Annotated in this window: 12 protein-coding genes and 1 tRNA gene; 1 reads left to right on the top strand and 12 read right to left on the bottom strand. The window is 70.5% G+C overall.

From position 1 onward, the window contains the following. Window positions 1-6: 6 nt before the first annotated feature. From ACKOB8_RS08615 to ACKOB8_RS08565, 11 genes are all read right to left on the bottom strand, one after another. A tRNA-Arg gene (locus ACKOB8_RS08615) sits at window positions 7-79 on the bottom strand. Window positions 80-272: 193 nt separating this feature from the next. After that, the gene (locus ACKOB8_RS08610) at window positions 273-1094 is read right to left on the bottom strand and encodes a TIGR03621 family F420-dependent LLM class oxidoreductase (protein WP_526376791.1); all 822 of its coding nucleotides are present in this window, start codon (window positions 1092-1094) and stop codon (window positions 273-275) included. Between the two features lie 5 nt (window positions 1095-1099). Next, the gene (locus ACKOB8_RS08605; RefSeq protein ID WP_526376790.1) at window positions 1100-1825 is read right to left on the bottom strand and encodes an anti-sigma factor; all 726 of its coding nucleotides are present in this window, start codon (window positions 1823-1825) and stop codon (window positions 1100-1102) included. A 10-nt stretch (window positions 1826-1835) separates the two neighbouring features. Beyond that, window positions 1836-2384: an RNA polymerase sigma factor gene (locus ACKOB8_RS08600; protein ID WP_526376789.1), complete on the bottom strand. Its 549-nt coding sequence runs from the start codon at window positions 2382-2384 to the stop codon at window positions 1836-1838. 65 nt (window positions 2385-2449) lie between these two features. After that, window positions 2450-3205 (bottom strand): DUF1365 family protein, encoded by a 756-nt coding sequence (locus tag ACKOB8_RS08595; protein WP_526376788.1) that lies wholly within the window; start codon window positions 3203-3205, stop codon window positions 2450-2452. Between the two features lie 87 nt (window positions 3206-3292). Then, entirely contained in the window at window positions 3293-4492 is a 1200-nt protein-coding gene (locus ACKOB8_RS08590) for an Nramp family divalent metal transporter (RefSeq protein WP_526376787.1), read from the bottom strand. After that, window positions 4489-4722, bottom strand: a complete 234-nt coding sequence (locus ACKOB8_RS08585) for a hypothetical protein (protein WP_526376786.1) — start codon at window positions 4720-4722, stop codon at window positions 4489-4491. Before ACKOB8_RS08585 ends, ACKOB8_RS08590 begins: the two co-directional genes overlap by 4 nt. Before the next feature lie 41 nt (window positions 4723-4763). After that, window positions 4764-5840, bottom strand: a complete 1077-nt coding sequence (locus ACKOB8_RS08580) for an NAD(P)H-dependent amine dehydrogenase family protein (RefSeq protein WP_526376785.1) — start codon at window positions 5838-5840, stop codon at window positions 4764-4766. Between the two features lie 9 nt (window positions 5841-5849). After that, a complete protein-coding gene (locus ACKOB8_RS08575) occupies window positions 5850-6641 on the bottom strand; it encodes an SDR family oxidoreductase (RefSeq protein WP_526376784.1) in 792 nt (263 codons plus the stop codon). 20 nt (window positions 6642-6661) lie between these two features. Further along, on the bottom strand, window positions 6662-7540 hold the full coding sequence (gene ku / locus ACKOB8_RS08570; RefSeq protein ID WP_526376783.1) for a non-homologous end joining protein Ku: 879 nt from the start codon (window positions 7538-7540) through the stop codon (window positions 6662-6664). Window positions 7541-7552: 12 nt separating this feature from the next. Then, window positions 7553-7792, bottom strand: coding sequence for a hypothetical protein (locus ACKOB8_RS08565; protein ID WP_526376782.1), 240 nt, complete (start codon window positions 7790-7792; stop codon window positions 7553-7555). A gap of 35 nt (window positions 7793-7827) precedes the next feature. Here ACKOB8_RS08565 and ACKOB8_RS08560 point away from each other — a divergent pair, with 35 nt between their 5' ends. Next, on the top strand, window positions 7828-10113 hold the full coding sequence (locus ACKOB8_RS08560) for an ATP-dependent DNA ligase (protein ID WP_526376781.1): 2286 nt from the start codon (window positions 7828-7830) through the stop codon (window positions 10111-10113). Here ACKOB8_RS08560 and ACKOB8_RS08555 read toward each other — a convergent pair. Beyond that, window positions 10070-11413 carry an HNH endonuclease signature motif containing protein gene (locus tag ACKOB8_RS08555; protein WP_526376780.1) on the bottom strand — a complete coding sequence of 448 codons (1344 nt, stop codon included), beginning with the start codon at window positions 11411-11413 and terminating at the stop codon, window positions 10070-10072. The two genes, ACKOB8_RS08560 and ACKOB8_RS08555, sit on opposite strands and share 44 nt — an antisense overlap. Window positions 11414-11425 lie beyond the last annotated feature (12 nt).

The following is an 11425-nucleotide window of genomic DNA, read 5'->3' as shown; positions in this document are numbered from 1 at the left end:
ACCGAGTGCCCCCGACAGGATTCGAACCTGTGACACCGGCTTTAGGAGAGCCGTGCTCTATCCCCTGAGCTACGGGGGCGGGGATCGGCTGGCAGCTTACCGCTGAGGTTCAGCGCGGGGCGGAGTCGGAGCCGTAGAGCGCCACCAGATAGCAGTGACCATGTCGGGGTGCGGACCGCGGATACCCCCGGCGGATCCAGGTGATGAATCGCCACGGGGAAACCGCGGCATGAATGTCTTGGCGCATACTCACCGCCTCTCGTGAATTCTGCTCAACGCAGCAGGTTCATCGCCTCGACGAAGTACTCCCCATGATAGTCCTGCACGATGAAATAGCTCACCCCGTAGCGCTCCCGCATGTCGAGCAGCTTGTCGGCGATGTCGCGCGGGGTGCCGCTGAGGACACTGGGCATCGACAGTAATCGCGCATCGGGCGCGTCCGGCGCATACGCGCGCGTCAGCGTGAGGTCCGGGATCCCGGTGGAGTCGGTCGGCACGGCGGTGATGGCGAGGTTGAGTTCCAGCTCATCGAACCGGCGGCCGGCCGCCTCGCGCAGGATCGCGACCCGCTCAGCCAGGGGGTCGTCGTCTTCGGAGCGGGCGACGGTGGCACCGAGGCCGATGATGTCGGCGTACTTCGCGGCCACCGTGAGTACCCGGTGTCCGTTGCCGGCGACCATCAGCGGAATCGACGGCGCGTGCTGCTTGATGTAGGCACTGGTTCGCTCGAGATGGTCGACCCGTGCGCCGGCGCTGGGATAGGGGATCCCGGCGGCGTCGAACTCCTCCCGCACGTAGCCGGTGCCCAGACCCAGTTCGAGTCGTCCGTCGGAGAGGGTGTCCACGGTCAGCGCGTCGCGGGCAAGCAGCGCCGGCGAGTAGAAGGCGCTGTTGAGAACGTAGGTGCCGATCCGGATCGCCGGTGCGGCGTCGGCGGCGGCGATCGCGGCGGGAAACGGGGCGGGCGCGCCGAGATGGTCGGGCAGGTGCACCACGTCGTAGCCGAGGTCGGCGAACCGCCGCACCTTCGCGTGGAAACGCTCCGCGGACTTCAGGACTCGTATCCCGATGCCGAAGCGGAACGTGGCGGGCACCGCGGTCAGATCAGCGGGAGTTCGGCGATGACCTGCCCGCTCGGCGTGGTCGATCCGCTGCCCTGTTCGACGGTGAACCGCAGCGCGGTGGAGTTGCCGAGGTTGGCCAGCACGGCGGTGGTCGACGGCGCGACCGCGGCAGCGTCCATCGTGCCCGCTGAGGTGGCACCGGAATCGCTGACCAGCCACATCTGGTACACCGTGCCCGGCGTGGGCGGTGGCACGTCGTTCATCACCAGCACACCGGCGTCGCGATCCCGGGAGAACACCACCGTCGCGGTTCCGCCCGCGGGAATCGCACCGGAGATGGTGTGCACGTCGGGTGCGGAGAAGACCTGCTGCGCGGTGGACTGCTGTGGCGCCGGGGCGCGCAGCGAAAGCCCGACCCCGCCGACGCCGAGTCCGACGACCAGGGCCGCCGCCGCGGCGATCCACGCCGTCCGGCGGGAACCTGACCGGTTCGGCAGAGTTCGCACGTTGTCGGCGTCGGCGGCCGAGAGCAGCCGGCTGCGCAGATCGGCCGGGGGTTCCTCCGCACTGGCCGCCGACACCACCGCCATGGTCTCGCGGACGGCTCGCACCTCGTCGTAGAAGGCGTCGGCGACCGGCAGTCCGGCACCGGCCAGCCGGGTCTCGACGTCCTCGCGTTCGTCCTCGGACAACGCGTGCAAGGCGTAGGGGGCCGCCAGGTCGAGCAGGTCGCCGCCGCGGGTGTCATCCGGTGAGGTCATCGTCGCGCCCTCACCGCACGCCCAGGCAGTTGCGCAGACCGCGCAGCGCGTCGCGCATCCGGGATTTGATCGTCGCCAGGTTGACCGCCAGACGCTCGGACACTTCGGCGTAGGTCATGCCCTGGTAGTAGGCAAGTTCGATGCACTCTCGCTGCACGTCGGTCAGGCCGCCCAGGCAGGCGGCGACGCGGCGGCGCTCCTCCTCGGAGATCACCTCGTCGCTGACGTGGTCGGTGTCGCGCTCCAGAGTCGCCGTCCCGTAGCGGACGTTGCGCAGTGCGGCGGCCTGTTCGGAGCGCACCCGGTCGACCGCGCGGCGGTGTGCCAGGGTCAGCAGCCAGGCCAGCGCGCTGCCGGAGGCGGGGTCATAACCCTCCGCGGTCCGCCACACCTGCAGGTAGACCTCCTGGGTGGTTTCCTCGCTGTAGCCGCGGTCGCGCAGCACCCGGGCGATCATCCCGAACACGCGCGAGCGGGTGGCGTCGTAGAACGCGGCGAAGGCCTCGGCGTCGTGCTGTGCCACCCGGCGCAGCAGCACGTCGAGATCGGTGTTGGTCACCGGCTTTGGCCCCTCATCCTCGGTACCGCGTAAGCGAAGGGTAGCCGGGCGGTCAAGCAGTTGGGTCACGACGGGACCCACGACCGCCTCGTGGGAGCCCAGGCAACGGATGCGGGCCGGGAGTGCTTGGGGATCGGCACGCCGGGCGCACCGCGCAGCCTCAGCATCCGGGCCTGCAGGCGCGCACTGAGCGCGGCCACGTGCGGCGCGAAGGGAACGGCGATCTGCAGCGCCAGAATTCGGGCCGGACTCACCGGCCGGCGGCGGCCGCGCCAGGTGGTCACCATCGCCGCCCGACCGTCGCGATGCAGCGACACCTTCAACTCGAGCCGCTCGGTGGGCCGGGGCACGTCGACGAGGAAGTATCCCCGGTCGGGGCCGAGCACGGCGGTCGGCCCGTTTTCCTCCGGCGGCAAGAGGTAGGCGCTGCTCTCACCGCCGACGCCGTGCGCCTCAACGATCACGCAGCGCAGCGCGCCGGACGCGTCGTGACACCAGAACACGCTGAGCGGACTGAACGAGCGGCCCAGCACCCGCGGCATCAGCAAAGCGGTGACCCGCCCGCCGGGCAGGGCCATCCCGTGCGCGGCCAGGAACGTGTCGACCCGTTGGCGCAGCGTCTGGCCGGGGACGTCGCCGAAGTGGTCGGTCGCCTCGAACCGGGCGAACGGGGCCAGCCACCGCGGCAGCCGCGGCAGCCGGTCGATGTCGACGTACCACAGGTAGCTGCGGTGCTCGGCGTGCTGGAGGGCCGGCGTCCGGTGCAGCCGGGTGAACCGGAACGGGTAGATCGACGCGCCGTCGGGGAGAGTCACCGTCATATCCGGCATTCGGAGCCCACCGGCCCCCGGATCGGTTGGCCGGTGTGTGACGGCAGTCACCTGGCAAACTCGTCGACCGGGCCCGGATCAGGTGACGGTCAGAAAGATCAGTGCCGCGTTGAGCAGGGTGATCAGCGCGGTCACCGCCCATCCCAGCAGCGACGTCGACGTCCGGTTGACGTCGGCGCCCATCACCGAGCGGTCCGCGGTCAGCCGCACCAGCGGCACCAGGGCGAACGGAATCCCGAAGGACAGCACCACCTGCGAGAGCAGTAGCGCGAGGGTCGGCTCCACCCCGCTGGCCAGCAGCGCCAGCGCCGGAACCAGGGTGACCAGACGGCGCACCAGCAGCGGGTAGTACCGGCGCAGCAGGCCCTGCATGATCATCGCGCCGGCGTAGGCGCCCACCGCGGTGGAGGCCAGCCCGGAGGCGAGCAGTCCGACGGCGAAGAACAGCGCGACCGCGGGACCCAGCGTGTCGGCGACGGCGGCGTGGGCGCCCTCGATGGTGTCGGTGCCCTCCCGACCGCGCAGATTGGTGGCCGCCACCAGCAGCAGGGCCAGGTTCACCGTTCCGGCGACGAGCATCGCGATGCCCACGTCCCAGCGGGTGGCCCGCAGCAGCTGCGCCCGCCGCGCTCCCGGTTCGGGGTGTCCGTGACGGTCGCGCGCCAGGCCGGAATGCAGGTACACCGCATGCGGCATCACCGTCGCGCCCAGCATGGCGGTGGCCAGCAGCACACTCTGTGCTCCGTCGAAGCGGGGAACCAGGCCGGCGGCCACCGCCGCGGCCGGCGGCGGGTTGACCACCAGGGAGGCCAGGAAGCCGACGGCGATGATCAGCAGCAGCCCGGTGATGACCCGTTCGAAGACCCGCTGCCCGCGCCGGTCGCCGAGCATCAGCAGCAGCAGCGACACCACGCCGGTGATCAGTCCGCCCAGCACCAGCGGCAGATCGAACAGCAGGCGCAAGGCGATGGCGCCGCCGATGATCTCGGCCACGTCGGTCGCGATGGCCACCAACTCGGCTTGCATCCAGTAGGCGATCCGGGTGGATCGGCGGGTCCGGTCGCGGACCGCCTCGGGCAGGGTGCTCCCGGTGACCAGACCGAGCTTGGCGGACAGGTACTGCACGAGTGCCGCCATCAGGTTGGCCACCACGATCACCCACACCAGCAGGAACCCGAACTGCGATCCGGCGCTGACGTTGGCGGCGATGTTGCCCGGATCCACGTAGGCGATCGCCGCGACGAAGGCGGGGCCGAGCAGCGACCAGTGCGGCCTCAAAAGCCGATCCAGAAACCACCGCCGCCGAGCAGGAAACCCGGTACGCCGTACCCCCAGCCCGGATAGGGGTTGGTCAGGGCCGGGTCAGGGGAGGTGACGATCTGGGTGTGCCCGGTGGTTTCGCACATCCGGGTGTGCGGCCCGATGTCGGTGCATTCCGGCGCGGCCGACGCCGGCGCGGCGAGTAGCAGCGCAGCGGGCAGAAGGGCGAGGGCGGACACCCTGACCATGACGCGTCCTTACGGTGCTCAGCGGGCCTCGAGCGGTGGCCCTAGCGCGCAGCGTACAACCCCTTGCCGCTGACCAGCGGCAGGTCCAGGGTGGTGCGGATGCCCGCCGGTGCGGCGACGACGGCGGGTATCGCGTTGACGATCCGCATCGCGGTGGCCAGCACGCCGGCGTGGTTGTGGTCGCCGTGCGGACTGCTCAGGCACAGATCCATCGCATAAGACGGTTCTCCGGTGACCTCGATGCGGTAGTTGCCGCCGGACTGCACGGGTTGCGGCCAGTTCGGGCACAGGTCTTCGCGCAACCGGGTGACGTGCTCGAGCACCACCGCCGGTGCGCCGTCGACGAGACCGATCACCTCGAAGCGCAGCGCGGCCGCGGACCCCTTGGGGATGTGACCGGAGGCGATGTCGAACGCCTCCGGTGCGGGTTCGCGCACGTAGGTCTCCTCGATGCCGTCGAGTTCCACGCCCAGGCCGGCGGCCATCTGGCGCACCACCGATCCCCACCCGATGCTCAGTACACCGGGCTGCAGCAGCATCGGGATCTCATCCATCGGTTTGCCGAAGCCCATTACGTCGAACATCACCGTCGCGCTGTCATAGGTGGCGTAGTCGAGGATCTCCACACAGCGCAGCTGCTCGACGCTCTGGCAGGTGCCCGCCAGCGCCAGCGGCAGCAGGTCGTTGGCGAAGCCCGGGTCGATGCCGTTGACGAAGAGGCTCGAATTACCCTCCCGCGCAGCGTCTTCCAGCGGCGTGATCATCTCGTCGGGGATGACCTTCCACGGCCACTGCAGAAAGACCGGTCCGCTGCCGACCACGTTGATTCCGGCGGCCAGGATCTTGCGGTAGTCCGCCAGGGCCTCCATCAGCCGGTTGTCGGCCATCGCGTTGTAGACCGCGCAGTCCGGTCCGGTGGCGAGCACCTCGTCGAGGTCGGTGGTGGCCGTGATCCCCGTCGGGGTGTCCAGGCCGACCAACTCGGCGGCGTCGCGTCCGGCCTTGGACTCCGAGGACACCCACACTGCGGTGAGGTCGTAGTCGGGGTTGGTGATCAGCGCCCGCAGCGCGTGCGCGCCGACGTTGCCGGTGCCGATCTGTGCGACTCGGATCGTCATGGGGACTCCTTACAGGTCGGGTATCGGCAGATCCAGGTTGGGGATGGTCAGCCCGCCGTCGACTTCGATCATCTTGCCGGTGAGATACCCCCCGGCGGGGGAGGCGAGGTAGACCGCGGCGGCGGCGATGTCGACCGGTACGCCGAGGCGGCGCAGCGGGGTGGCCTTCTCCATCGGCTCGCGCAGCGCGTCGTTGGACACCACGATGTCCAGCGCGGAGGTCATGATCGAGCCGGGTGCGATGGCGTTGACCCGGATGCGCGGGCACAGATCCAGGGCGGTGAGCCGGGTGTAGTGCGCCAGCGCGGCCTTGGCGGTGCTGTAGGCGGCGAAGCCGCGGCCGGCCAGCCGGCCCATCGTCGAGCTGATGTTGATGATGTTGCCGCCGCCGGAGTGCTCGAGCATCAGCGGAACCGCGGCGACGGTCAGCGCGTGCGCGGTGAGCACGTTGAAGGTGAATGCGTCGCGCATCTCCTTGACCGTGGTGGTCAGCAGCGTGTTGGGCATGCTGCCGCCGACGTTGTTGACCACGACGTCGAGCCGGCCGAACGCCTCGACGCACTGGGCGGCCAGCTCGGCGGTCGCCTCGGGGCGGGCCAGATCGGCGACGACGACGTGCGCGCGCCGCCCGGTCGCCTCGATCTGTGCGGCGACCGACTCCAGCTCCGACTGGGTCCGCGAGGAGATCAGGACGTCGGCGCCGACCTCGGCGAAGGCCAGGGCGATGGCCGCGCCGAGCCCGCGGCCGGCCCCGGTGACCACGGCGGCCTGCCCGTCGAGCCGGAATTGATCGAGGATCACGCGGCTAGTTGTAACACGTTCTAGTTCTTGGCGGGGGCCTTCCGGGCCCGGGCCTTCTTGGCGGGCGCCTTGGCGGGCGTCTTGGCGGACTCCTTGGCGGCGGACTGCTCCCGGCGCCGGCGCACGCTGGCTTCGAGCTTGGCCAGCAGGTCGGACACGTCGTCGGTGTCGTCGAGGGCGGCGGGCTTCTCCGGTGTGCTGAATCCCTGCCCGCCGGCCAGCTTGGCCTCGATGAGTTCCCGCAGATGCTCGGTGTAGGTGTCGGTGTACTGCTCGGGGTGAAAGTCCCCGGCCATCGACTCGACCACCTGCCCGGCCATCGTCAACTCGGCCGCCTTCACCTCGACCTGGCCGTCCAGCGCCGGGAAGTCGGGATCGCGGATCTCACCGGGCCACAGCAGCGTGTGCACCACCATCACGTCGCGCTTGCCGAAGTCCTTCACCCGCAGCGCGGCCAGCCGGGTCTTGTTGCGCAACGCGAAGTAGACGATCGCCACCCGATCGGTGTCGGCGAGTGCCCGGGCAAGCAGCACATAGGATTTCGGCGACTTGCCGTCGGGTTCCAGAAAGTAGCTGCGGTCATAGAGCAGCGGGTCGATCTCGGCCGCCGGGACGAACTCGAGGACCTCGATCTCATGGCTGCGTTCCTCGGGCAGGGTGGCGAGGTCCTCGTCGGTGATCACCACCAGCCGGCCATCCTCGGCGGTGTAGGCCTTGGCGATGTCGGAGTAGTCGATGACTTCGCCGCACTCCTCACACACCCGCTGGTAGCGGATGCGGCCGTGGTCGGCGGCGTGCACCTGGTGGAACTTCAGGTCGTGGTCCTCGGTGGCGCTGTAGACCTTCACCGGAACATTGACCAGCCCGAAGGCGATCGAGCCCTTCCAGATGGCGCGCATGCCGGCGGCTGGTCAGATCGCCGGAGCGGACCCGGGCGTCAGGCCCAGGGGCGTGCCCGGGTTGGCCCCGGGGGCGTCGTCGGCGAAGGGCACGGTCGGATCGGGCAGGCACTCCCCGGCGGTCGGTATCTGCCCGGCCGTGCAGTAGGGCTCGAGGTCCTGAGGATCGGCGGCGGCCCGCGGGAGGACCGGGCCGACGACCAGCGTCCCGGTCAGCGCGGCGGCGGTGAGTCCGACGAGCAGTCCTCGCATTGGATCAGGCTAGCAGCGGGTAATACGTTGGGGTCGTGACCGAGGTGTGGCCTCCCGGCGAGACGACCGGTCCCCGGGTCCGGCTGACCAACGCCGGCAAGGTGCTCTATCCCGCCACCGGCACCACCAAAGCGGAGGTGTTCGCCTACTACACCGGCATAGCCGCGGTGATGCTGCCGCACCTCGCCGGTCGCCCGGTGACCCGGCTGCGCTGGCCCGACGGCGTCGGTGCGGCGTCGTTCTTCGAGAAGGCGCTCGCCCCCTCGGCGCCGGCCTGGCTGCGTCGCGCGACCGTGGTGCACCGCTCCGGTGACACGGTGTACCCGATCATCGACAGCGTGACCGGGCTGGCCTGGATCGCCCAGCAGGCCGCTCTGGAAGTGCATGTGCCGCAATGGCGTTTCACCGCAGCGGGCACCCCCGGTCCGGCCAACCGGCTGGTGTTCGACCTCGATCCCGGCCCCGGGGTGAGCATGGTGCAGCTGTGCGAGGTGGCCTTCGCGGTGCGGGAGCTGCTCGACGACATCGGGTTGCCGCTCTTCCCGCTGACCAGTGGGAGCAAGGGCCTGCACCTCTACGCGCCGCTGAGCGACGTCTCCAGCGACAGCGCGGTCGTGCTCGCCCGCCGGGTCGCCGAACAACTCGCACAGAGCATGCCGACGCTGGTGACCGCCGCCATGGCCAAGAAACTGCGGGCGGGCCGGGTGTTCGTGGACTGGAGTCAGAACAACGCGGCGAAGACCACCGTCGCGCCGTATTCGCTGCGCGGTCGCGAGGCGCCGACCGTCGCCGCGCCGCGCACCTGGGAGGAACTCGCCGACCCCGACATCGCGCAGTTGCGCTTCGACGAGGTGCTCGCCCGGGTGGCGCAGCACGGGGATCTGCTAAGCGAACTCGACGCCGACCGGCTGAGCACCTACCGCCGCAAGCGCAACCCCGCCCGAACCCCCGAACCGGTTCCGCCGGCCGCACACCCGACCGGCCCGGGCCGGCGCTTCGTCATCCAGGAGCACCACGCGCGCCGGCTGCACTACGACTTCCGCCTCGAACACGACGGTGTGCTGGTCTCCTGGGCGGTACCCAAGAATCTGCCCGAGACGACGACCGTCAACCGGCTGGCGGTGCGCACCGAGGACCACCCGGTGGAGTACGCCACCTTCGAGGGCACCATTCCGCGCGGCGAGTATGGCGCCGGGACGGTCAGCATCTGGGATTCCGGCACCTACCGGGCGGAGAAGTTCGACCTGGCCGGCGGGGAGGTGATCGCCGACCTCAGCGGGCAGCGGATCTCCGGGCGCTACGCGCTGATTCACACCGACGGCGACCACTGGCTGGCGCACCTGATGAAGGAGCAGTCGCTGCCCGAACTGCGCGCCCTCGCGCCGATGCTGGCGACCCTGCGTCCGGTGCGCGACCTTCGCGCCGGGCAGTACGCCTTCGAGGGGAAGTACGACGGCTACCGGATGCTCGTCGAGGCCTACCAGGGCCGGCTGCGGCTGCAGTCGCGCAACGGCCGCGACGTCACCGCGGAGTTCCCGCAGCTGCAGTCGCTGGCCCAGACGCTCGCCGATCACCACGTGATCCTCGACGGGGAGGTGGTGGCCCTCGATGCCCACGGCGTGCCCAGCTTCGGGGAGATCCAGAACCGCGCGGCGGGTTCGCGCATCCAGTTCTGGGCGTTCGACATCCTCTATCTCGACGGCCGGTCGCTGCTGCGAGTGAAGTACCGCGACCGGCGCCGGCTGCTGGAAACCCTCTCGGCGGGAACAGGACTGCTCGTCCCCGCGCTGCTCGACGGGGACGGCGCGCAGGCGCTGGCTGATTCCCGCCGACGGCGCTGGGAGGGTGTGGTCGCCAAGAAGTGGGAGTCGACCTACCAGCCGGGCCGGCGGTCGGCGGCGTGGATCAAGGACAAGAACTGGAACACCCAGGAGGCGGTGATCGGGGGCTGGCGGGCCGGCGAGGGCGGGCGTTCCGGGGCGATCGGCTCGCTGCTGCTCGGAATCCCGGACGGAGCGGCGCTGCGGTTCATCGGCCGGGTCGGCACGGGTTTCAGCGACAGGGAACTCGCCCGTCTCACCGCGGTGCTCGCCCCGCTGCGCACCGAGGTGTCACCGTTCGACCCGCCGCTGTCACGCCAGGAGGCCCGCGGCGTCACCTACGTGCGGCCCGAACTCGTCGGGGAGGTGCGTTACGGCGAGCTGACCTCGGAGGGACGGCTGCGCCACCCGAGTTGGCGCGGCCTGCGCACGGACAAGACGCCGGCCGAGGTGGTGCTCAGCGATCGCCCAGCAGCCGTTCGGGGTGGTGGTAGGTGTTGACACCGCCGATCAGGGGCAGCTGTGGCGGAGGTAACCACTCGGTGAGTCCGTCGCGCAGCTTCCGGGTCTGCCAGCCGTCGCGGGTGACCAGTCGGTTGTGGGGGCCGCAGCCCAGGACGAGGTCGTCGACGTCGGTGTTTCCGCCGTCGGCCCAATCCCGGGCGGCGTGGTGGACCTGGCAGCCGTAACCGGGCACCGTGCAACCGGGGAAGGTGCACCCGCGGTCGCGCTCATGCAGCACGATGCGCTGATCGGCTGAGGCGATGCGCTTGGTCCGCCCCAGCCACAGGGTGCGTCCGGAGATCCCGTCGAAGATCCGCAGATAGTGGTAGGCGTGGGTGGCCATCCGGATCAGATCGGGCATGGGCAGCAGGGCGGTGCCGCCGGTGTGGGCTATCCCGGCCTTGGCCTGCAGATCCTGGATGCTCGCCGAAACGATCACGGTGACCGGCAGGCCGTTGTGCCGGCCGAGTTTCGGGTTGCCGAGTTGGCTGCGCAGCAGTACCGAGAGGGCATCGTGCTGGCGTTGGGCGACGCTGCGGGTGTCCGCGTCGGCCTGGGCCTGGCTGGGCTCGCCCTCGAGGAGGGGCGTCTGATCGGCCGGGTTGGCCATGCCGGGGGCGGCGAACTTGGCCATCCAGGCCTCCAGCTCGGCGCGCAGTGCGGGCGTGGCCCACAGGATGGCGCGGCTCATCCCGTTCGGTTGTTGGCGCTCGAATCGCAGTCCGCGGCGCGCCGCCCGGTCGGCGTCGCTGAAGGTCCCGTCGGGGTTGAGGATCAGCGCGAGTTTCTGGGCGAGCACGGCGAGTTGGTCGGGGCGCAGGTCGCGGGCATGGCCGGCCAGGACCCCTTCGGCCCATTCCCGCTCGGCGGGGGTGACCGCGCAGGGCAGTTCGGCCAGGAAACGCTGAATGACTCGAACGTGTTCGGCATCCAGGTCGCCGGCTCGCCAGCGTGCGGCGGTCGCGGGCTGCCGCGGCGGCAACGGCTCGCCGGCCAGGCTGGTGCGGGGGGCCAGCGGCTCGGCCATCGTCGCCCGGCGGCGGGCCTCGGCGGGGGTGATGCGCAGCCAGTCGGCGAGCACTCTGTGCGGGGCCCCGCCCAGCTCGCTGACCTCGCGGCGGCTGACCTGCACAGCGATATCGCCGCCGAGCACCCTCTGGCGCCGGGCCAGGGTCTCGCAGTGCCCGGCCAGCCGGATCAGGTCGGCGGCGTCGAGGCCGGCCAGATCCACCTTCGCCAGCACCTCCAGTGCCGCGCTGATATCGGATAGCGCCGCCGACACCGTACTCGAAAACATGTTCGAATGATA

Source organism: Mycobacterium sp. (assembly GCF_046091765.1).
In the GTDB taxonomy this organism is placed as follows: domain Bacteria; phylum Actinomycetota; class Actinomycetes; order Mycobacteriales; family Mycobacteriaceae; genus Mycobacterium.
This window is presented reverse-complemented; position numbering and strand designations above follow the sequence as displayed.

Coding starts and splice junctions, on each gene's coding strand:
- ACKOB8_RS08605 (WP_526376790.1), bottom strand. CDS start 1,825: ATGACCTCACCGGATGACACCCGCGGCGGCGACCTGCTCGACCTGGCG.
- ACKOB8_RS08595 (WP_526376788.1), bottom strand. CDS start 3,205: ATGACGGTGACTCTCCCCGACGGCGCGTCGATCTACCCGTTCCGGTTC.
- ACKOB8_RS08585 (WP_526376786.1), bottom strand. CDS start 4,722: ATGGTCAGGGTGTCCGCCCTCGCCCTTCTGCCCGCTGCGCTGCTACTC.
- ACKOB8_RS08580 (WP_526376785.1), bottom strand. CDS start 5,840: ATGACGATCCGAGTCGCACAGATCGGCACCGGCAACGTCGGCGCGCAC.
- ku (WP_526376783.1), bottom strand. CDS start 7,540: ATGCGCGCCATCTGGAAGGGCTCGATCGCCTTCGGGCTGGTCAATGTT.
- ACKOB8_RS08565 (WP_526376782.1), bottom strand. CDS start 7,792: ATGCGAGGACTGCTCGTCGGACTCACCGCCGCCGCGCTGACCGGGACG.
- ACKOB8_RS08555 (WP_526376780.1), bottom strand. CDS start 11,413: ATGTTTTCGAGTACGGTGTCGGCGGCGCTATCCGATATCAGCGCGGCA.